The organism is Nocardioides sp. AN3 (assembly GCF_054653495.1).
Genome location: NZ_BAAIGC010000006.1, coordinates 228,635 through 254,917, shown reverse-complemented (window position 1 = coordinate 254,917; position 26,283 = coordinate 228,635). Strand labels below are relative to the sequence as shown.

Here is a 26,283-nt window from a genome sequence, read left to right as displayed (position 1 = left end):
GCGTCAAGCGCGCTCGAAGAGGCGACGCTTCTCCCAGTCCGTCACGGTCTCGGTGAGGAAGGCCAGCTCCTCCTCCTGGCCGAGGATGAGGAGGTGGCGGTGCACCTCGGCGCCGAGGGCCTCGCGTAGCCCGCGGCTCTGGGCGAACTGTGCGATCGCCTGCGGCAACGAGGTGGCCAGGGTGGGGACGTCGGTCCGTGTGTACATGTCACCCGTCTCCAGCGTCGGCATGGCGAGGCGCGCCTCGATGCCGCTTGCGCCGCCGGCTGCCATGGCTGCGAGCGCCACGTAAGGGTTGACGTCGGCTCCCGGGACGCGGTTCTCCACACGCCTGGTAGGTCCGGATCCGACGAGTCGGAGCGCGCAGGTCCGGTTCTCGTCGCCGACCGCGATGGCGGTCGGCGCGAAGGAGTGGGGTTGGAAGCGCCGGTAGGAGTTCAAGGTGGGGGCATACATCAACGTGGCTTCCGCCATCCCGCGTGCCGCCCCCGCTACGTAGCCGTCGAACTCTGGCTGGTCACCGAGCGGCCGGGTCCCGGAGTGGTCCCACAGGCTCGTGTGGATGTGGCATGAGCTGCCCTCACCGTCGATCGTCCACTTGGCCATGAAGGTGGCGGAGACACCCTTGCGGGCAGCGATGCTCTTCACGCCGAACTTGTAGAGGAAGTGTCGATCGGCCATCTCGAGAGCGCCGGCGTGCTTGAGGTTGATCTCCTGCTGTCCGAATCCGTACTCGTGGGCGTATCCCTCGGTCTCGACGCCGGCCAGATCCATCTGGCGGATGACCTCCTCGACGAAGGGCTCGGCCTTGATCGCCGCGACCGCGTCGTAGGCCGCGTGGTACCGGCTGGCCGCGGTCAGCCCACGGTGCTCCGCATTCCAGGCGGTCTCATAAGACTCGTCAAAGAGGTAGAACTCGAGCTCGGTCGCGGCCTGGACGGTGACCCCGAGCGCGGCCAGCCGCTCCAGTTGGGTCTTCAGGATCTGTCGCGGCGCGTACGCCAGGGGAGAGCCATCGGGCAAGGTGGGATCGCAGATCACGACGGGAAGCCGTGGCAGCCAGGGAAGACGCCGCAGCGTCGCGACGTCGGGAACCAGTGGGACGTCAGGGGCGCCAGCGCCCATCCCGCCGACGTGGTCGAGACCCAGTCGGACGTTCTGCTCGACGTCAACGCCCCAGAGCATGAGCGGCACCTTGAACGCGCCGACCTGGTCATACTCCTTGAGAAACCGCTCCGTGGGGACCCGCTCCGCCAGGCATCGCCCGCTGTTGTCGGGCGTGATGAGCGTGACCCCGTCGACGAGCCCGGCAACCGCCTCGGATCGGAGCTGCTCCAACGACATTGGGCCGTACGAGAGGCGGTCCGGCCCGATCGCCGTCGTCGCGCCGTCGCGAGAGGTGGACATGGGATTCATCAGTACTCCTCAGAAGGCGAGCTTGCCGCTTTGGTCCAGCAAGTAGACCTAAACCGTAAGTCGCGCAGGTCACACTGTCAACGAGTCGGGCGTTGACAGGTGCAGTTAAAGGTCGGAAGATCGATCCAATGGGTCAATCGGTTGGCCCGGAGCAGGAACAAGGAGAACCAGCCATGTCCGCAACAAGAGATCCCCAGGTGAGCGCGAGCTCCCAGGGCGACAAGGCCGCGCTGCTCCACCGGGGGCTGGGGGTCGGCTCGATCGTCTTCATGGTGGTCGCCGCAGTCGCGCCCCTCGGCGCCGCGTGCGCCGTCATTCCGTTGGTCTTCGCTCTCGGCGGCAACGCCTCGGCGCCGCTGTACTTCGTGGCGGCGGCCATCGTGCTGTATGTCTTCGCCGTCGGCTTCACGCTCATGAGCCGCCACGTCAAGAACGCTGGAGCGTTCTACTCCTACGTCCAGGCGGGACTGGGCAAGATCCCCGGGGCCGGGACGGCCTCGCTGGCGCTGGCGTCCTACGTCATCCTGCTGATAGCCCTCTACGCGCTGCTCGGCGTCGCCGCCGCGGCGGCGCTCGACCAGTATCTCGGTCTGAGCGTCTCGTGGTGGGTGTGCTCGTTCTCGTTCCTCGTCATCATCTCCCTGCTCGGCTACCGCGACATCGAGGTGAGTGCGAAGGTGCTGGGAGTGGCGCTGGTCCTCGAGGCCCTGGTCGTGCTGATCGTCGACTTCGCGGTCTTCGTCAAGGGCGGCGACAACGGCCTCTCGGCCGCGCCGCTGAACCCGAGTCACCTCTTCGACGGCGCACCGGGGCTCGGACTCATGTTCGCGTTCTTCGCGTTCGTCGGCTTCGAGGCGACGGCCGTGTTCCGCAGCGAGGCGAAGGATCCTGAGCGCACCATTCCCCGGGCCACCTACATCGCGGTGGCGATCATCGGTGGTCTCTACGCTCTCACGTCCTTCGCCGTGGCCAACGGCCTGGGTGTGGCGCGGGCAGCGGCGGTCGCCGGCGCCGATCCCTCCACGGTGATGCAGGGCCTCGCGGGTCGATACGCCGGCTCGGTCATCGAGGACGCGGTCATCCTTCTCCTGGTCAGCAGCGTGTTCGCCTGCTGCCTCTCGTTCCACAACGTGGTCGCCCGCTACCAGTTCAACCTCGCCAATGGTCGGGTGCTGCCTGCCTACATCGGCGAGGTTCACCCGAGGCATAGGGCGCCGTCGCGCTCCTCGGTCGTCGTCACCGTCGTCTCGGCCGGAGCGCTCGGAGCGCTGACGGCTGCCGGCCTCGACCCGATCACCGAGATCTACACCTGGCTCTCCGGTGCCGCCACGTTGGGGATCCTGCTGCTGATGCTCCTGACCAGCATCGCCGTGGTCGCATTCCACCAGCGTGGGGAAGGTCAGGACCCGGTGTGGAACTCCGTCATCGCGCCGGTCCTGTCGTTCGCGGCTCTCGCCTTCGTCGTCTACCTCGTGCTGGACAACCTCGACCTCTTGGTCGGTGGTCGAGCCGCCGCTGACTGGGTGTGCGTGGGGCTGGGCGCCGCGTTCGTCGCCGGAGCGGCGATGACCGCCATCGCCCGGGCGACCTCACCTGGGAGATACGCGCAGATCCTGGAGAACTGACGCGGCCCCGTGTGAGCGGGTCGGGTGGCGTCGTCGGTCGTCCTCCGGCGGCGCTACCTGGCGGCCCGCGCCCTCCGGCGCTCCCAGGGCAGGGTGAAGACGACCGCCCAGATCGCGAGCAGGATGCCCATCGCGGCGAGCACGTACCACGGCCACGGTCCGAGGAGGTCGAGCGCGCTGGCCGTCGCCGGCTTGTCGACGAGGTATCCGTAGTTGGCGCCCACGACGACGTCGAACGTGTAGGCCACCGCCGCCCACACCAGCACGGCAGCGACGGTCCTCCGGTAGAGCCGCCACGTCGGGTGAAGCCCGAGGCCCCAGACGAGATAGACCGCGGCCCAGACGACGGACATGTGCCGAAACCAGAACCCGAACCACTGCGGGTGGGGGAACGGCTCGGTCAGCGCCGGGGTGAGGATCGCCATCAGCGTGAGGGTGAGGCCGACGTAGTAGGTGAACGCCGTCGAGCGGGGTCCGCGGGTCCACAGGGCGAAGATCGCGCTGTAGTCGGCCAGGTCCGAGAGCTGCAGCGGCCAGGAGCTCCGCACGTTCATCTGACCGGGCGTGACCCAGTAGATCTGCAAGGCCACGACGACGAGAAGGCTGACGGCGGCGAACCCGCGGCGTACGACGACCTCCACAGTGGTGTCGCGGTGGCGGCGACCCCACCAGGCGACGCCGACGGCGCCGACCGCGGTGACCAGCATGATCAGGTAGTGCTGACCCGACCACGCATGGAAGCGGTCCTCGGCGAGCATGGGACTCACCAGTCGAGGATGCAGCAGGAGGGTGAGAACGTCATCCTCCCGGCGGATGGGCGCGCATCGGCACGATGAGCCAGAGGACGACGTACCCGACGACGGCCACGACGCCCGCGGCGACCCCCGCGGCCATGCCGGCCGCGAGGTCGAAGGCGAGGAACACGACGCCGCACATGGAGAGCGCCGCGAGGACGAGGCCGGCGCGGGCGATCCTGTTCGCGACGTCCACCAGCCAGGGTCGCACGCCGCGGCGGAACAGGATGCGGTGATAGGCGACCGGTGCGAGGACCGCCGCGGTGGCGGCGACCGCGAGGCTCAGGACCACGAGGTACGCCGCCTTCTCCACCTGGTCCAGCGTGTGGAACCTGTCGGTGTAGGGGAGGGCGATGAGGAACCCGATGAGCACCTGCACACCGACCTGGATCGCGCGGAGCTCCTGGATGAGCTCGGTCCAGTTGCGGTTGATCGTCTGGTCGGACAGGTCGGCGGCCGGCGGTGTGGGCTCCGGCGTCGTCATTCCCCGACCGTAGCGGCGTCGCCGCCCGGAGTGTAGGCATCCGCCGCGCCCGGCCGTGAGTGTCTCGACCACCTGGAGGTGGTCGGGACACTCACTCCTCCGGGTGGGGGCTGCCGTGTCCGAATCCCGCCAGCCGATGTCGGTGGCGTGAGGGAGGATGAGGGCATGTCGTTGGATCCGCAGGCGTGCTACCGGGCGGTGCAGAGCCGTGACCGGCGCTTCGACGGCACGTTCTACACGGCCGTGCGCACCACGGGGATCTACTGCCGACCCTCGTGTCCGGCACGGACGCCGTCCTTCGGCAACGTCTCCTTCCATCCGAGCGCCGCCAGCGCGCAGGCGGCCGGCTACCGCGCCTGCAAGCGCTGCCTTCCCGACGCCACCCCGGGCAGCCCGGAGTGGGATGTCGCCGGCACGGTCGCCGGTCGGGCGATGCGGCTGATCGCCGACGGAGTCGTCGACCGCGAAGGGGTGGAAGGCCTGGCGCAGCGCATTGGCTACACCACACGGCACCTGAGCCGCCTGCTCAACGCCGAGCTGGGCGCCGGCCCGCTCGCTCTCGCGAGGGCACGCCGCGCGCAGACCGCACGCATCCTTGTCGAGACCACCTCGCTCGGGTTCGCCGACGTGGCCTTCGCGGCCGGCTTCGCCAGCGTGCGGCAGTTCAACGACACCGTGCGGGAGGTCTACGACGTCACGCCGAGCGACCTGCGCCGCGGGCGCGCGAGGTCGCACCGCCCGACGAGCCCGGGGGCCGTGGAGATGCGCCTCGCGGTGCGGACGCCCTTCGCCGGCCGTGCGCTGCACGCCTTCCTCGCGGCGCATGCCGTCGCGGGCGTGGAGCTGGCGGGGGAAGGCTGGTATTCGCGCACGCTGGACCTTCCCCACGGTCCTGGGTCAGTCCGGCTCGAGCTCGCGGACGCTCTGCAGGACGGTGGGACCGCGTTCGTGCCGGCGGTTCTGCGGCTGACCGACCTGCGCGACACCGCTGCGGCGGTCGAACGCGCCCGGCGCCTCCTCGACGCCGACTGTGACCCCGTCGCGGTGGCCGAGCAGCTCGGCGCCGATCCTCTGGTGGGTCATCTCGTGCGGCGTACGCCGGGCCTGCGTGTCGCCGGCCACGTCGACGGCGGCGAGCTCGCGATCCGCACCGTCGTGGGCCAGCAGGTCAGTGTGTCGGGCGCGAGCACCGTGCTGGGCCGCCTCGTCGAGTCGCACGGCACCCCGGTCCAGACCGGCGTCGACGGCCTGACCCACTTGTTTCCGCGGCCGAGTGCGCTCGCCGACATCGATCCCGCGACGCTGCCGATGCCGCAAGCGCGTGGATGCGCGATCGCCGCGCTGGCCGGTGCCCTCGCGGCCGGCGACATCGCTCTCGACCGGGGCGCCGACCGGGCGGAGGTGCGCGACCGGCTGCTGGCCCTCCCCGGCATCGGGCCGTGGACGGCGGACTACATCGCGATGCGCGCGCTCGGCGACCCCGACGTGTTCCTGCCCACCGACATCGGCGTGCGGCGCGCCCTCGTGGCTCTGGGTCATCCGCCCGGCGCGGCCGACCCGGAGGAGTGGCGCCCGTGGCGCTCCTACGCCCTCATGCACCTGTGGCACAGCCTCGACCTCGACCTGTTGGAGTCCCCCTGATGTGGACCGTCATCGACTCGCCCGTCGGCGACCTGCGCCTCGTCGAGCACGACGGCGCCATCACCGCCATCGAGTTCTGGCCCTTCCGCGACTCGACCGCCCGACCGCTCGGAGACCGCAGTGACGAGCACCCGGTGCTGCTGGAGTGCGGTCGCCAGCTGCGTGCCTACTTCGACGGCGAGCTCACGGAGTTCGACCTGCCCCTCGCGCCTGCGGGCACGCCGTTCCAGCAGCGGGTCTGGGCCGAGCTCCTCGCCGTCGGCTTCGGCAGGACGGCGACGTACGGCGAGATCGCCCACCGGCTCGGCATGACCAACGCCGCCTCACGCGCGGTCGGCCTCGCCAACGGCCGCAACCCCATCCCGATCGTCATCCCGTGCCACCGCGTCATCGGCGCGAACGGCACCCTCACCGGCTATGCCGGCGGTCTCGAGCGCAAGCAGCTCCTGCTCACCCTGGAGACGGACTCCCTCTTCTGACGAACCCCGGGTTGTCGTTCGCCGAACCCCGGGTTGTCGTTCGCCGAACCCCGGGTTGTCGTTCGCCGAACCCCGGGTTGTCGTCCTCAGCGGACGCGGCCGAGGGCGACGGCGGCGTACATGAGCGCAGCGGCGGTCTCGCCGTCGTCGATCTGGCCCGAGCCGAGCATCCCGAACAGGTCCGGCCACGAGAGCTCCTCCACGCCGGTGATGCCCTCGCCGGCCAGGCCACCACCCTCGCCGACGCGGGTCAGGCCGGTGGCGAGCACGACATGCCCGGGGGCGTTGCTCACGCCGTTGAGCGAGAACACGTCCGACAGCAGCCGCAGCTCGGCCGCGTCGTACCCCGTCTCCTCCTGCAGCTCCCGCCGCGCGGCGACCAGCACGTCCTCGCCGTCGGTCCCTCCCGCGGGCACCTCGAGCGACTCTCGGCCGATCGTGTAGCGATGCTGTCGCACCAGCACGACCCGGTCGTCGTCGGTGACCGGCACGACGAAGACAGCGGGGTGCTGCAGGTCGAGCACGCCATAGATGCCGGGCGAGCCGTCGGGACGGCGTACGTCGTCCTCGCGGACGCTGATCCACGCGTTCTCATAGACGCGTCGACTTCGCACTGTCTCCCAGGTCACCGCTCCAGCCTAGGAGGAGCCTGCGTCCACGAGAGTCGACCCGGTCGCCTCGCATGCTCGGATCTGATGGCCGTCTCGCCGTGAACGGATCGCTGTCCCGCCGCTACTCGGCGGCGCGACGCAGCGACTCAGACAGCCGCTCCGCCGCGGCGAGGACGGCAGGGGCGTGCATCCGGCCCGGCTGGCGGGAGAGCCGCTCGAGGGGGCCGGAGACGGACACGGCGGCGATGACCTTGCCGCCGGGGGAGCGGACCGGAGCGGAGACGGATGCGACGCCGGCCTCGCGCTCGCCGACCGACTGCGCCCAGCCACGCCGGCGGATGCCGGACAGTGCGGCGGCGGAGAACGCGGCATTCTGCAGACCGCGGTGCATGCGCTCGGGGTCCTCCCAGGCGAGCAGCACCTGCGCGGCCGAGCCGGCCCGCATGGTCAGCTGCGATCCGACCGGGATGGTGTCGCGCAGCCCGGAGGGACGCTCGGCGGCTGCGACGCAGACGCGGGACTCGCCCTGCCGGCGCCAGAGCTGGGCCGACTCGCCCGTGATGTCACGCAGGCGCGCGAGCACGGGACCGGCGGTCGCCAGCAGGCGATCCTCGCCGGCCGCGGCGGACAGCTCGGCCAGCCGCGGGCCCAGCACGAAGCGGCCCTGCATGTCGCGGGCGACGAGGCGGTGGTGCTCGAGGGCCACGGCGAGGCGGTGCGCGGTGGGGCGGGCCAGGCCCGTCGCGGAGACGAGGCCCGCCAGCGTCGCCGGCCCGGACTCCAGTGCGGTCAGCACCAGAGCCGCCTTGTCGAGAACGCCTACGCCGCTGCCGTTGTCCATATTGCAAGACTAATGTCTCACTTTCTGGGATGCAAGCGTATCGTGCCGAGGGCACGCCAGGAGGCGGTCGTCGACGACCGCGGAGCAGAGGAGATCGTCATGGGCAGGACCCTGTCGGAGAAGGTATGGGACGAGCATGTCGTCCGGTCGACCGAGGGGGAGCCGGACCTGCTCTACATCGATCTTCACCTCATCCACGAGGTCACCAGCCCCCAGGCCTTCGACGGCCTTCGGCTGGCAGGTCGACCTGTACGCCGCCCGGACCTGACGCTGGCGACCGAGGACCACAACGTCCCGACCCTCGACTGGGACAAGCCGATCGCGGACCCGGTCAGCCGCACGCAGGTCGAGACGCTGCGCAAGAACGCCGGCGAGTTCGGCGTCCGTCTGCACCCGCTCGGCGACGAGAACCAGGGCATCGTGCACGTCGTCGGTCCGCAGCTGGGCCTCACCCAGCCGGGCATGACGATCGTCTGCGGCGACTCGCACACCAGCACGCACGGGGCGTTCGGCGCGATCGCCTTCGGCATCGGCACCTCCGAGGTCGAGCACGTGCTGGCCACGCAGACGCTGCCGCAGGCCAAGCCGAAGACCATGGCCGTCACCGTCAACGGCTCGCTGCCCGACGGCGTCAGCGCCAAGGACCTCATCCTCACGCTGATCACGCAGACCGGCACGGGTGGCGGTCAGGGCTACATCGTGGAGTATCGCGGGCAGGCGATCCGCGAGCTCTCCATGGAGGCCCGCATGACGATCTGCAACATGTCGATCGAGTGGGGCGCCAAGGCGGGCCTGATTGCGCCGGACCAGACCACCTTCGACTACATCGAGGGCCGCCCCGAGGCGCCGACCGGTGCCGACTGGGACGCTGCTGTCGCGCACTGGAAGACCCTCGTCACCGACGAGGACGCCAGCTTCGACAAGGAGATCGTGCTCGACGCCTCCCAGATCACTCCGTTCGTCACCTGGGGCACCAACCCGGGCCAGGGCGCGCCGCTGGGTGCGACGGTGCCGAGCCCGTCGGACTTCGACAACGAGCAGGACCGCGTCGCCGCCGAGAAGGCCCTGACCTACATGGGTCTCGAGGCCGGCACGCCGCTGCGCGACATCAAGGTGGACACGGTCTTCATCGGCTCGTGCACCAACGGTCGCATTGAGGACCTTCGGGTCGCGGCCGGCATCCTGCAGGGCCGCAAGGTCGACGCCGACACCCGCCTGCTCGTGGTGCCGGGCTCGGTCAAGGTGCGCCTGCAGGCCCAGGACGAGGGCCTCGACGTCATCTTCAAGGAGGCGGGCGCCGAGTGGCGCGGCGCCGGCTGCTCGATGTGCCTGGGCATGAACCCCGACACCCTCGAGCCGGGCGAGCGCTCGGCCTCGACGTCGAACCGCAACTTCGAAGGACGCCAGGGCAAGGGCGGTCGCACCCACCTGGTCTCGCCCCAGGTCGCCGCTGCGACCGCGGTCCGCGGCACCCTCTCCTCGCCGGCCGACCTCGAGCCCGTCGGCGCCGACGCCTGATCCCGGAGGACATCACGATGGACAAGTTCACCTCGCACACCGGCGTCGGCGTGCCGCTGAAGCGCAGCAACGTCGACACCGACCAGATCATCCCGGCCGTCTACCTCAAGCGGGTCACGCGATCCGGCTTCGAGGACGGGCTGTTCGCCGCCTGGCGCAACGACCCAGACTTCGTGCTCAACAACCCGGCCTACAGCGCCGGCACCGTGCTGGTCGCCGGTCCGGACTTCGGCACGGGATCCTCTCGCGAGCACGCCGTCTGGGCGTTGCAAAACTACGGCTTCAAGGCCGTCATCTCCAGCCGCTTCGGCGACATCTTCCGCGGCAACTCCGGCAAGGCCGGTCTCGTCACGGCCCTCGTCGACGAGAAGGTCGTGCAGCGGCTGTGGGACTACCTCGAGGACAGCCCGGGCGGCGAGATCACCGTCGACCTGGAGGCCAAGACCGTGTCCACGCCGGACGGTGCCGTCGAGGACTCCTTCGACATCGACGACTACACCCGCTGGCGTCTGCTCGAGGGGCTCGACGACATCGGCATCACCTTGTCCCACGAGGACGACATCGCGTCCTACGAGGCCTCCCGGCCCTCCTGGAAGCCTGCGACCCTCTGATCCTCGGCCGCTGCCCGCGAAGTGCCGGTTTCCCCAGTGGAAGCCGGCACTTCGCGCATTCCTGCGAGGATTTCGGCATCGACACGCCTTCGGTGGTATCGAAGTCGGGCTTGCGTGATTAGCGTGCGACCTAGGAGGTCGGGCGTGGGCCCGGCTCTCGGGTCGTAGAGAAGGGTCGATCGTGAACAAGTCTCAGCTCATCGACGCGCTGGCGGCGCGGTTCGACGGCAACAAGAAGGCCGCCGCTCACGCGCTCGAGTCAGTGCTCGACACCATCACCCGCGAAGTGGCGCGGGGTGAGAAGGTCGCCATCACCGGCTTCGGGTCGTTCGAGAAGAGGCTTCGGCCGGCTCGGATGGTCCGCAACCCCCAGACCGGTGAGCAGATCAAGACGAAGAAGACGTTCGTCCCGAAGTTCAGCGCCGGCGCGGACCTGAAGAACGTCGTCTCCGGCGTGAAGAAGCTGCCGAAGCTCACCCTGCCCTCGTTGGGCAAGCAGGCGCCCGCGACGAAGGCGGCTCCGGCAAAGGTGGCCGCCGGCCCCGCTACGTCGACGAAGGAGGCCGCTGCCGCCAGCAAGACCACGACGGTCAAGTCGGCTCCGGCGAAGAAGACGACGACGAAGGCTGCTCCGGCGAAGGCTGCGGCGACCAAGAAGGCTGCTCCGGCGAAGGCCGCGGCGACCAAGAAGGCTGCTCCGGCGAAGGCCGCGGCGACGAAGAAGGCTGCCCCGGCCAAGACGACGACGAAGAGGGCCGCCAAGAAGGCCTGAGTCGTCCCGTCCCGACAGCGGGCCGTCCCTCGCGGGGCGGCCCGCTCGCCGTCTCAGGACCGGAGAAGAGCCCCAGGGCAGCGGCAGGGCTCAGGACAGACGGGCGTCGGCGACGACGGCGGCAGTCCTCGGGCCGACACCGAGGGCGATCGCCTGGCGCAGGTCGTCCAGGGCGTCGACATCGCGTCGCAACGTCGCCAGGTCGCCTTCGACGGGGATGGCACCGGCCTCCTGGTGCGCGGCCCGGGAGCCGCTTCCGAAGCGCGGGGTGAACTGCGCGGCGCCGGCCGTGTAGAGCGTGGTGCCGATGCCGTCCGCATCGGCGACGTACGCCGGGCTTCCCCCCGGCACCGACGCCAGTGCCGCGTCAAGGTCGTCCGGTCGCAAGGCCGGCAGGTCACCCGTGAGCGCGACGGGCGTGAGCTCGGGCCAGCGCCGGGCGGCCTCCGCGGCGGCCTGCACCAACGTGCCGTTGAGGTCGTCGGACACGCCGTCCGGGATCGCGACGCACCCCAGTGCCGTCAGCTCGTGGGAGAACCCCGCATCGTCGGTCACGACCAGCACGGCCCCGACGCAGGTCGCGGCGAGGCACGCCGCGGCCGTGTCGAGCGCGAACGCCTCGGCCAGCCGCCGTCGCACCGGATCCGCGACGTCGGCGAGCCGCGACTTCCCGCGGGCGGGCGGCTTCACCGGCAGGAGGATCGCGTGGGTGGCGTGCACGGGCATCAACCGTGATCTTCCCAGGTGACGGATGCCGTCGATCCGGGTGGGGGACCGGTAGCCTCCATCCTCGTGGGCAAGTTCCGGAAGCTGAAGCAGAAGCGCGGCTGGGCCTGGTGGATTGCGGTGCCGGTCATCAAGCCCGTCCTCCTCGCCACCACCAAGCAGCGGTGGGAGGGTGCCGACAACATCCCCGAGACCGGTGGCTGCATCCTCGCGCTCAACCATGTCTCCCACATCGACCCGCTGACGGCGGCCCACATCACCTGGGACTACGGACGGCAGTCGCGCTACCTGGCCAAGGCGGGCCTGTTCAAGAACAAGTGGTTCGCCGCGTTCCTGCGCGCGGCCGGGCAGATCCCGGTGGAGCGCTCGACGGCGGGTGCACGCGCGTTCGACGAGGCGGTCGCGGCGGTCAAGGCCGGAGAGCTGGTGGTCGTCTACGTGGAGGGGTCGATCACGAAGGACCCGGCCGGTTGGCCCATGGTCGGCAAGTCCGGCGCCGCTCGGATCGCCCTGGCCACCGGCGCTCCGGTCGTCCCTGTCGGGCAGTGGGGCGCCCAGGAGCTGCTGCCTGCCTACTCGACGAGGCCGCATCCGTTCCCGCGCAAGACCGTGAGGATGAAGGTCGGTGAGCCGGTCGACCTCTCCGACCTGCTGACTCAGGAGCCGACGACGAAGGTCGTGGCCGAGGCCACGCACCGCATCATGGACGCCATCGTCGACCTCGTCGCCGAGGTCCGCGGCGAGCCGCGTCCCGCCGAGCTGTTCGACCCGCGCAAGGCCGGCGTGAGCTCGACCGGCAACCCGAACAAGAAGCGCAAGAAGTGACGGCCGCTCCCACGACGGGACGCGTCGCCGTCTTCGGCGCAGGCTCGTGGGGCACCGCCTTCTCGGTCGTGCTCGCCGACGCCGGCAACGAGGTCACCATCTGGGCCCGCCGCGAGGAGGTCGCCGACGCGATCAACTCCCAGCACGAGAACCCTGAGTACCACCCGGGCGTGCAGCTTCCTCCGACGATCTCGGCCACCCACGACGTGGACAAGGCCGTGCACGGCGCCGACATCGTCGTGCTCGCCGCTCCGTCGCAGACCCTGCGGGGCAACCTCGTCGAGTGGGCGCCGTCCCTGCCCGCAGGCGCGGTGCTGGTCTCCTTGATGAAGGGTGTCGAGCTGGGCACTCTCGAGCGGATGAGCCAGGTCATCGCCGAGGTGACCGGCGCCGGCCCCGACCGGATCGCCGTCATCAGCGGTCCCAACCTCTCGCCGGAGATCGTGCGTCGTGAGCCGGCCGCCGGCGTCGTCGCGTGTGCCGAGGAAGACGTCGCGCGCATGCTGCAGACGCGCGTCCACAGCCCGGCGTTCCGGCCCTACACCTCGACCGACGTGATCGGCTGCGAGATCGGTGGCGCCTACAAGAACGTCGTCGGCATCGCGACGGGCATGGCCGCCGGACTCGGGTTCGGCGACAACACCCGGTCCTCGGTCATCACGCGCGGGCTCGCCGAGACGGCCAGGCTCGCCACGAAGCTCGGCGCCAACCCGCTGACGCTCATGGGCCTGGCCGGCCTGGGCGACCTGGTCGCCACCTGCTCCTCGCCGCTGTCGCGCAACCGCACCTTCGGCGAGAAGCTCGGACGCGGGATGTCCGTCAGCGACATCGTCGCCCAGACCCGGCAGGTCGCCGAGGGAGCGAAGTCCTGCCACTCGCTGCGCGAGCTCGCCGCACGGCACGACGTGGACGCGCCTGTGGCGCAGTACGTCGACGACGTCGTCGCCGGCCGGATGACCGCCGCGGAGATGATGGACTCGGTGCTGGGTCGGCCGACCAAGGCCGAGACGGACTGAGAGCCGACGCGGGGTCTCTTTGCAGGCTGCTGAGAGGCCCGAGTCGGCGCGAAGTCACACCGACTCGGAGCTCAGCCGAGGCGGCTGAGCGCGTCCTCGAGGTCGACCCACAGGTCCTCGACGTCCTCAATGCCGACGGAGAGACGCACCAGGCCGTCGGGCACCTCGCGCGCCTCGCCCTTCCAGCGGCGACGCCGCTCGAAGGTCGACTCCACGCCGCCGAGAGAGGTCGCGTGCACCCACAGCAGCGTGCCGTGCGTGAGGGACTCGGCCTGCTCGGCCGAGGCCAACACGATCGACACCATCGCGCCCAGGCCGGGATAGCGCACCTGCGTGACAGCGGGGTGCGCCTCGAGCCGACGCGCGAGCTCGGCGGCGTTGGAGGAGGCACGCTCGATCCGCAGTGCCAAGGTGCGCAGCCCCCGCAGCGCCAGCCACGCCTCGAAGGGGCCGGGGATGGCGCCGTACAGGTCGCGCCGCCCCTTGAGCACGTCCCACAGTGCCGGGTCAGCCACGACGACGGCGCCCATGACGACGTCGGAGTGGCCGGCGAGGAACTTCGTTGCCGAGTGCAGCACGATGTCGGCGCCCAGGTGGAGGGGGCGCTGGAGGATCGGGGTGGCGAAGGTGTTGTCGACGACGACGCGCGCCCCGACGTCGTGGGCCGCCGCGATCAGCGTCGGCAGGTCGGCGAGCTCCATGCCCGGGTTCGTCGGCGACTCCAGCCACAGCAGGGCGGTGTCCTCGTCGAGGGCCCGCACGACGGCCTCGGTGTCGCTGACGTCGACCAGGCGAGTCTTGATGCGCCCCCGCGACTCGCGGTCGGCGAGCTGGCCGACGGTGCCGAGGTAGGACTGACCCGCCACGACCACGCTGTCGTCGCCGACCAGGTCGAGGAGGACCGCGGTCGCGGCCTGGCCGCTGGCGAACGACAGCGCCTTCCCGCCCTCCAGTGCCCCGAGGGTGTCCTCGAAGGCGACCCACGCGTCGTTGGTGTAGCGGCCGTACTCCTTCTCGCCCCCGCCGACGTAGGTCGAGGCCATCGTGATCGGCACGTTGAGCGGCTGGTCCGGCTCGTGCGGCGGGCGTCCGGTGTGGATCGCCACCGTCGCGGGACGCAGGGTGGTGGGCAACGACTGATCGGCCATGACCCACAGACTAGGGTCAGAGGCCATGAGCCAGTTGCTCGGCACCGCCCGCCGCACGACCCGTGCAACGATGCGCGGAGCGACGCGTGGGGCGGCCCGGTGATCCCCCTGACGCTGGCCCAGATCGCCGAGGTCGTCGGCGGCGAGGTCGTCGGACAGACGGCGCCGGTCATCGTCGACGGACCGGTCGTCCTCGACGGTCGCCAGGCCCGCCACGGCAGCCTGTTCGTGGCGTTCGTGGGCGAGCGGACCGACGGCCACGAGCATGCCGCACAGGCTGGCGAGTCCGGCGCGGTCGCCGTGCTCGGCAGCCGTCCGACGGCGCTGCCGACGGTCGTCGTGCCGGACACGCGCCGCGCCCTGCAGCAGCTGGCGGCGTACGTCGTCGCCGAGGTCCGCCGCGCCGGCCGGCTCACCGTCATCGGGCTCACGGGGTCGCAGGGCAAGACGTCCACCAAGGACCTGCTCGGCAGCGTGCTCGCGCATGCCGCACCGACGGTGGCCACCCAGGGTTCGTTCAACAACGAGCTCGGGATGCCGCTGACCGCCTTGCGCGTCGAGCCGGACACCCGCTTCCTGGTCCTCGAGCTGGGCGCCCGAGGGAAGGGCCACATCGCCGAGCTGACGGGTCTCGTGCGCCCCGACATCTCGATCGTGCTCAATGTCGGCAGCGCCCACCTGGGCGAGTTCGGCTCGCGGGAGGCGATCGCGCAGGCCAAGGGCGAGCTCGTCCAGGCTCTGCCGCCGACCGGCACGGCGGTCCTCAATGCGGGCGACGACCGCGTGGCGGCGATGGCGGCCCTCACCAGTGGGACGGTGGTGACCTTCGGTGACGTGCCGCAGGCGGACGTGCGGGTCGAGGACCTGACGCTCGATCGTCTCGGGCGCCCGGAGTTCGTGCTCGCGACGGCGTACGGCGCCATCCCGGTGCGGCTCCAGGTCGTCGGTGCCCACCAGGCCCTCAACGCCGCCGCCGCCGCCGCCGCGGCGCTCGCGGCAGGCCTCGCGCCCCCAGAGATCAGTGAGGCCCTGTCGGGCGTCACCACGCTGTCGCAGTGGCGGATGGAGCTCCACGAGCTCCCCGGCGGCGTGATCGTCCTCAACGACGCCTACAACGCCAACCCCGAGTCCATGCGTGCGGCGCTCGACGCGCTGGCAGCCATCGGGCAGGACCCGCAGGTGCGACGGACGACAGCCGTCCTCGGCGTCATGCTCGAGCTCGGCGAGACGGCCCAGGACGCGCACCGCGCCGTCGGCTCCTACGCTCGCGACATGGGCGTCGATCGGGTGCTGGTCGTCGGTGAGGCGGCGCGCGGCATCCACGCCGGCGCGGGGGAGCGCAGCGTGCTGGTCGCCGACAACGAGGCGGCGCTCGCCTGGATCCGCGACCACGTCGGCGAAGGTGACGCAGTTCTCTTCAAGGCGTCCAACGGGGCGCGCCTTTTCGAGGTCGCCTCGGCCCTTCAGTAAGGTCGAATCCCATGACCGACACCCCGCCCCGCAAGGTCCGGGTCGCCCTCGTCTTCGGTGGTCGCTCCGGCGAGCACGCGATCTCGGCGGCGACGGCCGCAGGCGTGATGAGGGCGATCGACAGGGACAAGTACGACGTCCTCCCGGTCGGCATCACCCGTGAGGGCCGATGGGTGCTCGCCTCCGGGGACGCGGCCCGCTGGGAGCTCGCCTCCGGAAGGCTTCCCGAGGTCACCACGGAGTCCGGCCGCGAGGTGGCCAGCCTGGGCGAGGTCGGCGAGGTCGACGTCGTCTTCCCGCTGCTGCACGGCCCCTACGGTGAGGACGGCACCATCCAGGGGCTGCTCGAGCTCGCCGGGGTGAGGTACGTCGGTGCTGGCGTGCTGGCCTCTGCGGTCGGCATGGACAAGCACTACATGAAGCTCGTCTTCGCCGGCCACGGCCTTCCCGTCGGCCCCTACGTCGTCGTCAAGCCCCGCGACTGGGAGCAGCGGGGCGCCGAGGTGGTCGAGCGGATCCAGAGCGAGCTGAAGTTCCCCCTCTTCGTGAAGCCGGCGCGCGCCGGCTCCTCCCTCGGCGTCACCCGGGTCGACGACGTGACCGGTCTCGCGGACGCCATCGACGAGGCGCGCTTCCACGACCCGAAGGTCATCGTCGAGGAGGGCATCGAGGGACGGGAGATCGAGTGCGCGGTGCTCGGGGGCCGCGCCGGTGGTCCGCCGCGCGCCTCGGTGCCGGGCGAGATCGTCGTCGACCACGGCGCTGCGGAGTTCTACGACTTCGAGGCGAAGTACCTCTCCGACTCCCAGGCACGCACCGACGCGCCGGCTGACCTGCCCGAGGAGGTCTCGCAGCGCGTGCGGGAGCTGGCAGTGGAGGCGTTCGAGGCTGTCGGCGCCGAGGGGATCTCGCGCGTCGACGTGTTCGTGACGCCAGACGGCGAGGTGATCCTCAACGAGATCAACACGATGCCCGGGTTCACCCCCATCTCGATGTATCCCAAGATGTGGGAGGCGACCGGGCTGTCCTACACCGAGCTGATCGACGAGCTCATCCAGCTCGCGCTGGAGCGCCCCCTGGGTTTGAGGTGAGGGATGTCAGCCTCGCGCGAGGGCGCGTGCGATGAGGTCCTTCGCGAGCTGGCCTAGGCTCGTCCCGGACGCGGCACAGGCGAAGGGGACGACGGAAGTCTCCGTCGTGCCGGGCGTGATGGCGGTCTCGAGGATGACGAACGAGCCGTCGGCGTCGACGATGAAGTCGGAGCGCGAGAGATCCCGCAGCCCGAGGACCTCGTGCGCGCGGACAGCGGCCTGCCTGAGGGCCTCGATGACCTCCGGGCCCAGCTCGAGCGGCTGCAGGCCGACGAACTCAGCCGTGTAGCGCGCCGAGAAGTCGAACTCGTGGCCCTTCACGAAGTCGATCTCGATCGGCGTGAGGGCGATGAGGCCGTCGTCGGTCTCGCGCACGACGACGGACACGTTCGCGCCGGGGTAGAACCGCTCGATGAGCGCCTCGTCGTAGTAGGCGTAGGTGCCGACCAGCGCCGAGGGCAGCTCGGCCAGCCCGTCGACGCCGGTGACGCCGAGCGCGGAGCCGCCACGGGTCGGCTTCACGACGACCCGCGCTCCGAGCCGTTCCATCACGTGCTCCATCAGCGCGTTCGCCCCGATGTCGCGGAAGGTCTGGGCCGAGAGCCCCACGCTGTCGGGCACGGGGATGTCCGCACGGCGGAGCAGCTCGCGGGCGGTGCCCTTGTCGTAGGCCACCCGGCATGCGCGCGACGGGGAGCCGACGTACGGCAGGCCGATGAGCTCGAGCAGCGTCTGGATCTCGCCGTCCTCGCCGAACTGGCCGTGCAGCGCCGGCACGGCGGCGACGACCTTGTCCTGCTCGAGGTGGTGCAGGAGGTTGCGGTCGAAGTCGTAGGCCGTCACCTCGACGCCGATGGCCCGCAGCTCGCGGACCAGGTTGCGTCCGCTCGCCAACGAGACGTCGCGCTCGTGGCTCAGCCCGCCAGCGATGACGGCGATCGGCCCGTCGAAGTCGTTCATGCGCCTAGGCTTCCACACCGGTGGCGTCACTGGCAGCGCGCGCCCACTGTCAGTGTCTTCTTGAGCGGGTCCGCCAGGTCGACGAGCGCGGCTTCGACGACGTCGCCGCGATACCTCGCCGGCACGAACAACGCGACGCGTGGCTTGAGCGTCACGGTCGTCAGGGTGATGTCGGAGCCGTTGTCGTTCGTCTCCTTGTCGGGGGCGAACCAGTCGACCCCGTTCACGACGATGCAGCTGGAGGTGGGACCGAACCCGCCGGGAACGCCGGCTCCGCAGGTGAGCGTGATGGGCGGGTCGCCCCACGCGCCTCCGTCGGAGTCCTTCGGGGTGAAGGCGACGGGCTCGAGGTCGGCGAGGCGGTGGGGCAGCCGGAGGGCGAGCGCGTCGCAGGCCGCCCGGTCCGTGTCCCGTGGCGGAGTGATCCGGGCCGGGCCGCTGCCACAGGCCGCCAACGACGCGAGAAGCGCGGACGCGGCTGCGCCCCGTGCCATGAGCGGCACGGGGCGCAGCCGACGACGCACGCTCAGATGTGGACGACCGGGCAGGTCAGGGTGCGAGTGATGCCGTCGAGCGTCTGGACCTTGGCCACGACCAGCTTGCCCAGCTCGTCGACGTTGCGGGCCTCGGCGCGCACGATCACGTCGTAGGGACCGGTGACGTCCTCGGCCAAGGTGACGCCCTTGATCTTGGCGATCTGGGCGGCGACGTCGGCGGCCTTGCCGACGTCGGTCTGGATCAGGATGTAGGCCTGGACGACCATGCTGCTCTCCCTGCTACTGGGCTACCTGGACTACGGGGACTACCTGGACTTCCTAGGGCTTTGAAGTCCGTCGGCCAACCTATCGTGAGGGCGTCCGGTGTCCATAGCCGTGTCCATCGTGAGCTCGACGATCCCGGCATGCTGGGATGGGGGCCGTGGTGGACCAGACGCTGGCGGACATCGGTGAGTTCGGGCTGATCGCGGAGCTGACGAAGCGCTTCCCGCAGGGCGAGCAGGTGCTCGTCGGGCCCGGAGACGACGCGGCGCTGCTCCGCATCCGCAACGGCCATGTCGTCGTCTCGACCGACCTGATCGTCGAGGGACGGCACTTCCGTCGCGACTGGGCGTCCGCGGCAGACGTCGGACACCGCGCCGCCGCGCAGAACCTGTCTGACGTCAACGCCATGGGCGGTCGGGCGCACTCGCTCACCGTCGGGCTCGCGGCACCGGCGGACCTGCCGGTCCGGTGGGTCCTCGAGTTCGCGGAGGGGTTCGCCGAGGAGTGCTCGCTCCTCGGCGCCAGCGTGGTCGGCGGCGATGTGACCCGTGCCGACGAGATCGTCGTCTCGGTGACCGTCCTGGGCTCGGTGGCGCAGGCGCCCGTGCTGCGGTCCGGGGCCCGCGCGGGCGATGTGCTCGCCCTGGCGGGCCGTCAGGGTTGGGCCGCCGCGGGACTCGCGGTCCTCGGCCGCGGGTTCCGGTCTCCCCGGGCGGTGGTCGCCGCCTACCAGCGGCCGGAGCCGCCGTACGACGCCGGCCCCGCCGCTGCCGCTGCCGGCGCGACCGCCATGGTCGACGTCTCCGACGGCCTGCTGGCCGAGGCCACCCACCTGGCCGCGGCCTCAGGTGTGGCGATCGACGTCACCTCGGCCGCCCTCGAGATCCCCGAGCCGTTCGAGGCCGTCGCCGCCGCGCTCAACGCCGACCCGGTCTCCTTCGCGCTCACGGGGGGCGACGACCACGCCCTGCTCGCGACCTTCCCGGCCCGCGTCTCCCTGCCCGACGGCTGGCGGGTCATCGGCACGGTCTCCGACGGGGCCGGGGTCACGGTCGATGGAGAGCCGTACGCCGGCCCCGCCGGGTGGACCCACTTCTGAGGCGGGCCGGGCTGCATGTTCGTCGAGGTATGCAGACGAATGGTCACTGCCCACGTGGAGTTCCGCCGGGGAAGTGACCGTTCGCCTGCATACCTCGACGAACATGCAGCGGCCGGGGGACGCCCAGGTCGGACGGCGTCGCCTAGCTGGCGCGCCCGAGTATCCGCTCGAGTCGTGCGCGGGTGGCTGCCGGCGAGTCGTAGTCCGTCCAGATGAGCCTGAGCATTCTCGCCCCGGTGATCTCTCGGAGCTCGTCCTCCCGGCGCTTCTCTTCGAAGACGACGTCACCGGGGTCTTGACCGGGCTTGAGGAGCCGGCCGTACTTGACCCTGCCGTCGAACTCGCCCATGACCTGCTGCTCCGCCCACCACCAGTCCGTGGTGCCTGCGATGGAGCCGTCGGCGCGTCGGATCTCGTGCTGCGACATCGGCATCGGGAGACCCGCACGGTGAAAGAACCAGTTCCCGCGAGATTCGCCGACCGATCCTGACCGGGGATCCGCCAACTCGAGCGGCGTCGCGAGGTGGCGCGCGAAGGGCCAGTGACGCATGACGGCGTACGCCTTGTCGAGCCCCTCCCGGTCGAAGCGACCAGCGCGCATTCCGGCCTCCATCAGGCACAGCGCCTTCTCGCCGCTGGTCCGGGAGCCGGCTTCGAGCACGCACCTCTCGGGTCGAAGCACGCGCTGGCCGTCGACTTCCACGACATCGTCGTCGAGCCAGAAGCCTTCGTGATGGATGACGTCGCCCTCGATGCGGCCCGCGCCTGCGTCCAGTCTCGTCACGTGCACACGCGACAGGTCGATGCCCCAGACATCGACGTCGTGCCGGATCGCACCCGACACGTGGCTCAAGGCAACCGCTCCACCGAGGGCGCGAAGGACGGCGTTTGACCGGACGCGATGGCGCTTGACGTCAGAGAGGGTCGCCCAGACGTCGGCGAACACATAGGCTCCGCGCCGGACCCGATGCCAGCGAGTGGCGCGCACCATCCGCGTGATCTCGCGGTCCGCGTAGCCTGCCGCCTTCGCGTCCTGTCGAGTGAAGAAGCCCTCACGCTCGGCGATGGTGCGCAGCGGATCGATGTCCATGAGCGCAGCATCCACGTCGCTGTCCCGCAGACCTCGAGCGGCGCGAACGAGGTGTGCACAAGGTCGTCAGCCGCGGTGGGTGTGCACCGCAGGTGGCCCACTGCACATTCGTCGAGGTATGCAGACGAAGGAGCACTTCCCGTCCGGAATTCCACCCGGCAGGTGATGACTCGTCTGCATACCTCGATGAACATGCAGCTGCAGCGCCGGCGGACCGGGAGCAAGCAGAAGGCCCCGTCCGCACCCGGGGGGCGCGGACGGGGCCTGCGTGCGATGACTAGCGGGTGACCTTGCCGGCCTTGAGGCAGCCGGTGCAGACGTTGAGGCGCTTCGGCGTGCCGTTGATGACGGCGCGGACCCGCTGGATGTTGGGGTCGAAGCGACGCTTCGTGATCTTGCGGGACCACGGCCGGTTGTTGCCGAAGCCCGGCTTCTTGGCGCAGATGTCGCAGACGGCAGCCACCGTGAACTCCTGAAAGTGATTCGTTGCTAGGTCAGTCGTCACCGGCGAGTCGCGCCAGGCAACCGAAGGAGAATATCCCAGAGCCACCGATCCGAAGAAATCCACAGCCTGCGCGGTGTCAGGCGCGAGGCTGTCGAGCGATGTCGGGGCGGCGCACTAGCCTGTGACGACACCCAGGCTACCCGGACGGCGAGGAGGAGGCATGGCGACGTCGCGACCGCTCGACCTTGCCGTCGTCTCCCGTTTCGCCGACCTGGCGACCGACGCCCTCGGCCTTGCGCGCGAGGAGATCGACGCACTCAACGTCTACCCGGTGCCGGACGGTGACACGGGGACCAACATGTTCCTCACGCTGTCGGCTGCCCGCGATGCGCTTCAGGAGGCCCGGGCCGAGGCTCGCAACGAGGCCGGGCAGCAGGCCCCGCAGCAGGCCCCGCAGCAGGCCGGCCAGCAGCCGGCACCGCCCCCCACGCCACGTGACGCGGCCCTGGAGGCGTTCGCCCGCGGCGCCCTGCTGGGCGCGCGCGGCAACTCGGGCGTCATCCTGGCCGAGATGCTGGGCGCGGTCGCCCGCCGGCTCGCGCGGCCGTCCGGGGAGCCGACCGCAGTGGTCGTGGCGGAAGCGCTCGTCGAGGCGACGGAGGCGTCGTATGCCGCTGTCGGCGACCCCGTCGAAGGCACCATCCTCACCGTCTCCCGGGCTGCGAGCGACGCGGCGATCGCCGTGGCGCGGAGGGGCGGCGCTCGGACCGGGGAGGTGCTGTGTGCGGCGGCTGCGGCGGCTCGCGAGGCGCTCGCACGCACGCCGGAGCAGCTGCCCGTCCTGCGCGACGCGGGCGTCGTCGACGCCGGCGGTCGTGGGCTGACCGCGATCCTGGATGCGGCCGAGACCGCCCTCACCGGCCGCCGCCCCAGTCCCGTCGCGCCGACGACCGGTCCGCACCACACGATCCCGACCCAGCAGACCGGGGGGACCGCGTGCCCGGCGGGGCCGGCGTTCGAGGTGATGTATCTCCTGGAGGCCACGCCCGAGGCCGTCGCCACCCTCCGGGAGCGTCTCGCCGCGCTGGGGGAGTCCCTCGTGGTCACCGGGTCGGACACCCTGTGGAACGTGCACGTCCACGTCGACGACGCGGGCGCCGCCCTCGAGGCCGGCATCGAGGCCGGGCGGCCCTACCGCGTGCGCGTCACGCACTTCGGGCCGGAGCACCCGACCGTCGGGCCGGAGCACCCGACGCCGGTGCGCACCGGCCGGCGCGTCGTGGCGGTCGCCGCGGGCCCCGGTCTGCGGGAGCTGTTCGAGGAAGCGGGTGCGGTCGTCGTGGACGGCGCCCCCGGCCGCCGGCCGTCCACGGGGGAGCTGCTGGAGGCCATCCGGCGCAGCAACGCCGCCGAGGTCGTGATCCTGCCCAACGACCACGACACGGTCCGTGCCGCTGCCGTCGCCGCCCGCACGGCCGAGACCGACGACGGCATCCGCGTGGCGGTGATCCCGAGCCACGCCCAGGTGCAGGGGCTGGCGGCGATGGCGGTGCACGAGCCCGGCCGCACCTTCGACGGCGACGTCCTCGAGATGACCGCCACCGCCCGGCACGCCCGCCACGGGGCCGTCACGATCGCCGTCAAGCGGGCGATGACGATGGCCGGCCCATGTGAGATCGGCGACGTGCTGGGCGTCGTGGACGGTGACTTCGTGGTCGTCGGCGACGACCCCGCGGCCGTGGGGGCCGACGTGCTCGGCCGCCTGCTGGGAGCCGGTGGCGAGATGGTGACGATCGTCGCGGGAGCCGACGGCGATGCTCGAGATCTGGCCCGCCGGTGCGCCGCCTGGGTCGAGGAGCGTCATCCGACTGTCGACGTGATGGTGTACGACGGAGGTCAGGACCGCTACCCGCTCCTCGTCTCCGTCGAGTGACAGCCTCAACAGAAAGAGCCAGAGCCGTCGTGATCACCCTCGACTCCCCGGTCGCCGCCGTGCTGGGCGCCAACAAGAAGGCCGAGAAGTTCACCAAGGGCCTCGGGTTGCGCACCGTCGGCGACCTGCTCACCCACTTCCCGCGCCGCTATCTCAACACCGCCGACCTCACGAAGGTCGAGACGCTGGAGGAGGGCGACTACGTCACGGTGATCGGCGAGATCGTCCACAGCGAGGTGAAGGAGTACACCGACCGGCGCACCCGCCGGCGTGCGGCCCGGCTGGAGGCGACGCTGCGCACCGACGGCCCGCGGCTGCAGATGACGTTCTTCGCGAAGAACCCCCGCGTCACCAGCTGGCAGCAGCGGCGCCTGAGCCGAGGCACGCGCGGGGTGTTCATGGGCAAGGTCGGCCGCTTCCGTGACACCTGGCAGCTCACGAACCCCCAGCTGGTCCTCTTCGGCGACGCCGAGACCGGCGACGACACCGAGGCCTCCGAGGCGATGATGACCGTCGAGGAGCTCACCGACCTCTTCCCGATCTACCCCCTGACGGCCGGTCTCGTGTCGTGGGAGGTGATGCGAGCCGTGCGGTTCGCGCGCGCAGTGGTCGACGAGATCCCGGAGGTCATCCCGGAGAGCATCCGCTCGGCGTACGACGTGCCGGGCGTCCGCCAGGCCTTCGACTGGATCCACGCTCCGGAGGACTGGGCGCAGGTCAAGGCCGCGCAGAGGCGCTTCCGCTTCGAGGAGGCGCTCGTGCTGCAGACGGTGCTCGCGCGGCGTCGACAGTTCGCCCGGACGATCGGTGCGGTGCCGCGCAGTGGCGGCGACGGCGACCTCCTGGCGCGGTTCGACGAGCGCCTTCCGTTCACCCTGACGGCCGGCCAGCGGGCGGTGGGGGATCAGATCGAGCGCGACCTCGCCCAGCCGCACCCGATGAACCGGCTGCTCCAGGGCGAGGTCGGGTCCGGGAAGACCCTCGTCGCGCTCCGGGCGATGCTGCGCGTCGTCGACTCCGGAGGGCAGGCCGCCCTCCTCGCCCCGACCGAGGTCTTGGCCCAACAGCACTTCCGCTCGATCACCGCCATGCTGGGCGACCTGGCCGGCGGCGGGCTCTTCGGCGACGGGACCGGGGTGGAGCTGCTGACGGGCTCGATGACGAAGACGCAGCGCACCGAGCCGCTCAGCCGGCTCGCGACGGGCGAGTCGGGCATCGTGATCGGCACCCACGCCCTGCTGGAGGATCAGGTGCAGTTCTTCGACCTGGGCCTCGTCGTCGTCGACGAGCAGCACCGCTTCGGCGTCGAGCAACGAGCCGCGCTCACCGACAAGGCGGGCACTCCGCCGCACGTGCTCGTCATGACGGCGACGCCCATCCCGCGCACCGTCGCGATGACGGTCTTCGGCGACCTCGAGGTCTCGACCCTGACCGAGCTGCCGGCGGGGCGCGCGCCGATCCAGACCTCGCTGGTCTCGCTCTCCGAGCACCCGAGCTGGCAGACCCGCGTGTGGGAGCGGGTGCGTGAGGAGGTCGAGAAGGGCCACCAGGCGTTCGTGGTCGCTCCGCGGATCAGCGGCAACGAGTCCGAGCAGGGCGAGCGGGACGCCGTCGACCTGGACGAGGACGGCTACCTGCTGGTCTCACGGGGTGGCGCCGAGGCGTTGGCCTCCGTCGTGGACATCGCCGCCGACCTCACCGCCGGTCCTCTCGCCGGCCTCCGCGTCGCCGTCCTGCACGGCAAGCTCCCGCCGGAGGAGAAGGAGCGCACCATGCTCGCCTTCGCCGCCGGCGACATCGACGTCATGGTCTCCACCACGGTGATCGAGGTCGGCGTCGACGTCGCGAACGCCACCGTCATGGTGATCCTCGACGCCGACCGATTCGGCGTCTCCCAGCTCCACCAGCTCCGCGGACGGATCGGGCGCGGTGGCCACCCGGGGCTGTGCCTGCTGCTGACCCGTGCCGGCTTCCTCTCGCCGGCCCTGAAGCGGCTCGAGGCCGTGGCCGGCTCCAACGACGGCTTCGCGCTGAGCCACGTCGACCTGGAGCTGCGCCGCGAGGGCGACATCCTCGGCGCCTCGCAGTCGGGTCGCTTCTCGAGCCTGCAGAACCTCCGCGTCCTGCGTGATGAGCAGACCATCGTCGAGGCCCGCTCGGCCGCCGTCACCCTGCTCGACGCCGACCCCGACCTCGCCACGGCGCCCCGGCTGAAGGCGTTGGTTGCCGAGGTCGAGCAGACCGAGAGCGCACAGTTCCTGGAGCGCTCGTGACCGCGCGGGCGTCCCGGCCCCGCAGCCTGGCCGCCGAGCGACGCGCATGACGCGGATCATCGGCGGCGCCGCCGGCGGCCGGCGCATCGCGACGCCGAAGGGCGACCAGACGCGCCCGACGAGCGACCGGGTCCGCGAGGCGCTCTTCTCAGCGCTCGAGTCCTGGGCCCTCCGAGACGGTCGCTCGTCCCTCGCGACCTCCTCAGGCACCACCGGCTCGCTGCACGGCCTGCGGGTCCTGGACCTGTACGCCGGGTCGGGGGCGATCGGGCTCGAGGCCTGGTCGCGCGGCGCCGCCTCCGTCACGCTCGTCGAGTCCGACCGCCGCACGGCCGCGCTGGTCGCGTCGAACGCACGCACGCTCGGGTTCGGTGGCGCCGACGTCGTGGCCGCGTCGGTTCACTCCGTGCTCGTCGGGCACCCGCGGACGGCGTACGACGTGGTCTTCAGCGACCCGCCGTACCCGATGGACGAGGAGGCTCTCGCCCGCGACCTGCTCCTGCTCGCCTCCAACGGCTGGCTGGCGCCCGGCGCCCTCCTCGTGGTCGAGCGGGCGTCGCGCAGCCCCGAGCCGACCTGGCCGGCCGGGGTGAGCCGGCTGCGGGAGAAGAAGTACGGCGAGACCCGCCTGTGGTTCGCCGAGGCGGACTGACC

26 protein-coding genes are annotated in these 26,283 nt (G+C 71.1%); 14 read left to right on the top strand and 12 right to left on the bottom strand.

Annotated elements, in window-relative coordinates; all coding sequences use genetic code 11:
* Positions 1–3 precede the first annotated feature (3 nt).
* Complete coding sequence (locus ACYQ1K_RS10020; RefSeq protein ID WP_459982738.1) at positions 4–1,416, bottom strand: glutamine synthetase family protein; 1,413 nt, start codon at positions 1,414–1,416, stop codon at positions 4–6.
* Positions 1,417–1,589: 173 nt separating this feature from the next.
* Here ACYQ1K_RS10020 and ACYQ1K_RS10015 point away from each other — a divergent pair, with 173 nt between their 5' ends.
* Positions 1,590–3,041, top strand: a complete 1,452-nt coding sequence (locus tag ACYQ1K_RS10015) for an APC family permease (RefSeq protein ID WP_459982736.1) — start codon at positions 1,590–1,592, stop codon at positions 3,039–3,041.
* Between the two features lie 53 nt (positions 3,042–3,094).
* Here the strand turns inward: ACYQ1K_RS10015 and ACYQ1K_RS10010 are convergent, their stop codons facing one another.
* Positions 3,095–3,799, bottom strand: a complete 705-nt coding sequence (locus ACYQ1K_RS10010) for a YwaF family protein (protein ID WP_459982774.1) — start codon at positions 3,797–3,799, stop codon at positions 3,095–3,097.
* A 40-nt stretch (positions 3,800–3,839) separates the two neighbouring features.
* On the bottom strand, positions 3,840–4,319 hold the full coding sequence (locus tag ACYQ1K_RS10005; RefSeq protein WP_459982733.1) for a DUF6328 family protein: 480 nt from the start codon (positions 4,317–4,319) through the stop codon (positions 3,840–3,842).
* 165 nt (positions 4,320–4,484) lie between these two features.
* Between ACYQ1K_RS10005 and ACYQ1K_RS10000 the strand changes: the two genes are divergently transcribed.
* Together ACYQ1K_RS10000 and ACYQ1K_RS09995 are read left to right on the top strand one after the other, a co-directional pair.
* The gene (locus tag ACYQ1K_RS10000; RefSeq protein ID WP_459982732.1) at positions 4,485–5,960 is read left to right on the top strand and encodes an Ada metal-binding domain-containing protein; all 1,476 of its coding nucleotides are present in this window, start codon (positions 4,485–4,487) and stop codon (positions 5,958–5,960) included.
* On the top strand, positions 5,960–6,439 hold the full coding sequence (locus tag ACYQ1K_RS09995; RefSeq protein ID WP_459982730.1) for a methylated-DNA--[protein]-cysteine S-methyltransferase: 480 nt from the start codon (positions 5,960–5,962) through the stop codon (positions 6,437–6,439). The genes ACYQ1K_RS10000 and ACYQ1K_RS09995 overlap by 1 nt, the downstream gene beginning before the upstream one ends.
* Before the next feature lie 86 nt (positions 6,440–6,525).
* On the opposite strand, the gene ACYQ1K_RS09990 is transcribed toward ACYQ1K_RS09995, so the two are convergent.
* Both ACYQ1K_RS09990 and ACYQ1K_RS09985 read right to left on the bottom strand, forming a co-directional pair.
* On the bottom strand, positions 6,526–7,068 hold the full coding sequence (locus ACYQ1K_RS09990) for an NUDIX domain-containing protein (RefSeq protein ID WP_459982729.1): 543 nt from the start codon (positions 7,066–7,068) through the stop codon (positions 6,526–6,528).
* A gap of 103 nt (positions 7,069–7,171) precedes the next feature.
* Positions 7,172–7,891, bottom strand: a complete 720-nt coding sequence (locus tag ACYQ1K_RS09985) for an IclR family transcriptional regulator (protein WP_091123107.1) — start codon at positions 7,889–7,891, stop codon at positions 7,172–7,174.
* 99 nt (positions 7,892–7,990) lie between these two features.
* Here ACYQ1K_RS09985 and leuC point away from each other — a divergent pair, with 99 nt between their 5' ends.
* The 3 genes from leuC to ACYQ1K_RS09970 all read left to right on the top strand — a co-directional run bounded on the left by leuC (position 7,991) and on the right by ACYQ1K_RS09970 (position 10,792).
* Positions 7,991–9,409 carry a 3-isopropylmalate dehydratase large subunit gene (leuC, locus tag ACYQ1K_RS09980; protein WP_459982727.1) on the top strand — a complete coding sequence of 473 codons (1,419 nt, stop codon included), beginning with the start codon at positions 7,991–7,993 and terminating at the stop codon, positions 9,407–9,409.
* Positions 9,410–9,426: 17 nt separating this feature from the next.
* Positions 9,427–10,020: a 3-isopropylmalate dehydratase small subunit gene (leuD, locus tag ACYQ1K_RS09975; protein WP_459982726.1), complete on the top strand. Its 594-nt coding sequence runs from the start codon at positions 9,427–9,429 to the stop codon at positions 10,018–10,020.
* A gap of 181 nt (positions 10,021–10,201) precedes the next feature.
* Complete coding sequence (locus ACYQ1K_RS09970; RefSeq protein ID WP_459982724.1) at positions 10,202–10,792, top strand: HU family DNA-binding protein; 591 nt, start codon at positions 10,202–10,204, stop codon at positions 10,790–10,792.
* 90 nt (positions 10,793–10,882) lie between these two features.
* Here ACYQ1K_RS09970 and cofC read toward each other — a convergent pair whose 3' ends face one another.
* Complete coding sequence (gene cofC / locus ACYQ1K_RS09965; RefSeq protein WP_459982722.1) at positions 10,883–11,518, bottom strand: 2-phospho-L-lactate guanylyltransferase; 636 nt, start codon at positions 11,516–11,518, stop codon at positions 10,883–10,885.
* Between the two features lie 66 nt (positions 11,519–11,584).
* Between cofC and ACYQ1K_RS09960 the strand changes: the two genes are divergently transcribed.
* Positions 11,585–12,343: a lysophospholipid acyltransferase family protein gene (locus ACYQ1K_RS09960; RefSeq protein WP_459982721.1), complete on the top strand. Its 759-nt coding sequence runs from the start codon at positions 11,585–11,587 to the stop codon at positions 12,341–12,343.
* Positions 12,340–13,359, top strand: coding sequence for an NAD(P)H-dependent glycerol-3-phosphate dehydrogenase (locus ACYQ1K_RS09955; protein WP_459982719.1), 1,020 nt, complete (start codon positions 12,340–12,342; stop codon positions 13,357–13,359). The genes ACYQ1K_RS09960 and ACYQ1K_RS09955 overlap by 4 nt, the downstream gene beginning before the upstream one ends.
* A 71-nt stretch (positions 13,360–13,430) precedes the next feature.
* Here ACYQ1K_RS09955 and ACYQ1K_RS09950 read toward each other — a convergent pair whose 3' ends face one another.
* On the bottom strand, positions 13,431–14,507 hold the full coding sequence (locus tag ACYQ1K_RS09950; protein WP_459982717.1) for a trans-sulfuration enzyme family protein: 1,077 nt from the start codon (positions 14,505–14,507) through the stop codon (positions 13,431–13,433).
* Between the two features lie 99 nt (positions 14,508–14,606).
* Here ACYQ1K_RS09950 and ACYQ1K_RS09945 point away from each other — a divergent pair, with 99 nt between their 5' ends.
* Positions 14,607–15,977, top strand: coding sequence for a UDP-N-acetylmuramoyl-tripeptide--D-alanyl-D-alanine ligase (locus ACYQ1K_RS09945; RefSeq protein ID WP_459982716.1), 1,371 nt, complete (start codon positions 14,607–14,609; stop codon positions 15,975–15,977).
* An 11-nt stretch (positions 15,978–15,988) separates the two neighbouring features.
* Positions 15,989–17,068 carry a D-alanine--D-alanine ligase family protein gene (locus ACYQ1K_RS09940; RefSeq protein WP_459982714.1) on the top strand — a complete coding sequence of 360 codons (1,080 nt, stop codon included), beginning with the start codon at positions 15,989–15,991 and terminating at the stop codon, positions 17,066–17,068.
* 6 nt (positions 17,069–17,074) lie between these two features.
* Here ACYQ1K_RS09940 and ACYQ1K_RS09935 read toward each other — a convergent pair whose 3' ends face one another.
* The 3 genes from ACYQ1K_RS09935 to ACYQ1K_RS09925 are packed head-to-tail and all read right to left on the bottom strand — an operon-like array spanning position 17,075 to position 18,791.
* Complete coding sequence (locus ACYQ1K_RS09935) at positions 17,075–18,028, bottom strand: D-alanine--D-alanine ligase family protein (RefSeq protein WP_459982711.1); 954 nt, start codon at positions 18,026–18,028, stop codon at positions 17,075–17,077.
* Positions 18,029–18,054: 26 nt separating this feature from the next.
* Positions 18,055–18,522, bottom strand: a complete 468-nt coding sequence (locus ACYQ1K_RS09930) for a DUF3515 domain-containing protein (RefSeq protein ID WP_459982772.1) — start codon at positions 18,520–18,522, stop codon at positions 18,055–18,057.
* Between the two features lie 32 nt (positions 18,523–18,554).
* Positions 18,555–18,791, bottom strand: coding sequence for an Lrp/AsnC family transcriptional regulator (locus ACYQ1K_RS09925; RefSeq protein ID WP_459982709.1), 237 nt, complete (start codon positions 18,789–18,791; stop codon positions 18,555–18,557).
* 146 nt (positions 18,792–18,937) lie between these two features.
* Between ACYQ1K_RS09925 and ACYQ1K_RS09920 the strand changes: the two genes are divergently transcribed.
* Positions 18,938–19,888 (top strand): thiamine-phosphate kinase, encoded by a 951-nt coding sequence (locus ACYQ1K_RS09920; protein WP_459982708.1) that lies wholly within the window; start codon positions 18,938–18,940, stop codon positions 19,886–19,888.
* A gap of 142 nt (positions 19,889–20,030) precedes the next feature.
* Here the strand turns inward: ACYQ1K_RS09920 and ACYQ1K_RS09915 are convergent, their stop codons facing one another.
* Positions 20,031–20,978, bottom strand: a complete 948-nt coding sequence (locus ACYQ1K_RS09915; protein WP_459982706.1) for a type IV toxin-antitoxin system AbiEi family antitoxin domain-containing protein — start codon at positions 20,976–20,978, stop codon at positions 20,031–20,033.
* Between the two features lie 277 nt (positions 20,979–21,255).
* Positions 21,256–21,441: a 50S ribosomal protein L28 gene (gene rpmB, locus ACYQ1K_RS09910; RefSeq protein ID WP_091123134.1), complete on the bottom strand. Its 186-nt coding sequence runs from the start codon at positions 21,439–21,441 to the stop codon at positions 21,256–21,258.
* 202 nt (positions 21,442–21,643) lie between these two features.
* Between rpmB and ACYQ1K_RS09905 the strand changes: the two genes are divergently transcribed.
* Genes ACYQ1K_RS09905 through rsmD form a run of 3 tightly spaced genes read left to right on the top strand, consistent with a single transcriptional unit; the run spans position 21,644 to position 26,281 of the window.
* Positions 21,644–23,356, top strand: a complete 1,713-nt coding sequence (locus ACYQ1K_RS09905; RefSeq protein WP_459982703.1) for a DAK2 domain-containing protein — start codon at positions 21,644–21,646, stop codon at positions 23,354–23,356.
* A 29-nt stretch (positions 23,357–23,385) separates the two neighbouring features.
* On the top strand, positions 23,386–25,629 hold the full coding sequence (locus ACYQ1K_RS09900) for an ATP-dependent DNA helicase RecG (RefSeq protein ID WP_459982701.1): 2,244 nt from the start codon (positions 23,386–23,388) through the stop codon (positions 25,627–25,629).
* A 46-nt stretch (positions 25,630–25,675) separates the two neighbouring features.
* The gene (gene rsmD, locus ACYQ1K_RS09895; RefSeq protein ID WP_459982698.1) at positions 25,676–26,281 is read left to right on the top strand and encodes a 16S rRNA (guanine(966)-N(2))-methyltransferase RsmD; all 606 of its coding nucleotides are present in this window, start codon (positions 25,676–25,678) and stop codon (positions 26,279–26,281) included.
* Positions 26,282–26,283 lie beyond the last annotated feature (2 nt).

Bases quoted from the DNA above. Each gene is read 5' to 3' on its own strand.
- ACYQ1K_RS10020 (WP_459982738.1), bottom strand. From the start codon at position 1,416: ATGAATCCCATGTCCACCTCTCGCGACGGCGCGACGACGGCGATCGGG.
- ACYQ1K_RS10015 (WP_459982736.1), top strand. From the start codon at position 1,590: ATGTCCGCAACAAGAGATCCCCAGGTGAGCGCGAGCTCCCAGGGCGAC.
- ACYQ1K_RS10010 (WP_459982774.1), bottom strand. From the start codon at position 3,799: ATGCTCGCCGAGGACCGCTTCCATGCGTGGTCGGGTCAGCACTACCTG.
- ACYQ1K_RS10005 (WP_459982733.1), bottom strand. From the start codon at position 4,319: ATGACGACGCCGGAGCCCACACCGCCGGCCGCCGACCTGTCCGACCAG.
- ACYQ1K_RS10000 (WP_459982732.1), top strand. From the start codon at position 4,485: ATGTCGTTGGATCCGCAGGCGTGCTACCGGGCGGTGCAGAGCCGTGAC.
- ACYQ1K_RS09995 (WP_459982730.1), top strand. From the start codon at position 5,960: ATGTGGACCGTCATCGACTCGCCCGTCGGCGACCTGCGCCTCGTCGAG.
- ACYQ1K_RS09985 (WP_091123107.1), bottom strand. From the start codon at position 7,891: ATGGACAACGGCAGCGGCGTAGGCGTTCTCGACAAGGCGGCTCTGGTG.
- leuC (WP_459982727.1), top strand. From the start codon at position 7,991: ATGGGCAGGACCCTGTCGGAGAAGGTATGGGACGAGCATGTCGTCCGG.
- leuD (WP_459982726.1), top strand. From the start codon at position 9,427: ATGGACAAGTTCACCTCGCACACCGGCGTCGGCGTGCCGCTGAAGCGC.
- cofC (WP_459982722.1), bottom strand. From the start codon at position 11,518: ATGCCCGTGCACGCCACCCACGCGATCCTCCTGCCGGTGAAGCCGCCC.
- ACYQ1K_RS09950 (WP_459982717.1), bottom strand. From the start codon at position 14,507: ATGGCCGATCAGTCGTTGCCCACCACCCTGCGTCCCGCGACGGTGGCG.
- ACYQ1K_RS09940 (WP_459982714.1), top strand. From the start codon at position 15,989: ATGACCGACACCCCGCCCCGCAAGGTCCGGGTCGCCCTCGTCTTCGGT.
- ACYQ1K_RS09935 (WP_459982711.1), bottom strand. From the start codon at position 18,028: ATGAACGACTTCGACGGGCCGATCGCCGTCATCGCTGGCGGGCTGAGC.
- ACYQ1K_RS09930 (WP_459982772.1), bottom strand. From the start codon at position 18,522: ATGGCACGGGGCGCAGCCGCGTCCGCGCTTCTCGCGTCGTTGGCGGCC.
- ACYQ1K_RS09925 (WP_459982709.1), bottom strand. From the start codon at position 18,791: ATGGTCGTCCAGGCCTACATCCTGATCCAGACCGACGTCGGCAAGGCC.
- ACYQ1K_RS09920 (WP_459982708.1), top strand. From the start codon at position 18,938: ATGGGGGCCGTGGTGGACCAGACGCTGGCGGACATCGGTGAGTTCGGG.
- ACYQ1K_RS09915 (WP_459982706.1), bottom strand. From the start codon at position 20,978: ATGGACATCGATCCGCTGCGCACCATCGCCGAGCGTGAGGGCTTCTTC.
- ACYQ1K_RS09905 (WP_459982703.1), top strand. From the start codon at position 21,644: ATGGCGACGTCGCGACCGCTCGACCTTGCCGTCGTCTCCCGTTTCGCC.
- rsmD (WP_459982698.1), top strand. From the start codon at position 25,676: ATGACGCGGATCATCGGCGGCGCCGCCGGCGGCCGGCGCATCGCGACG.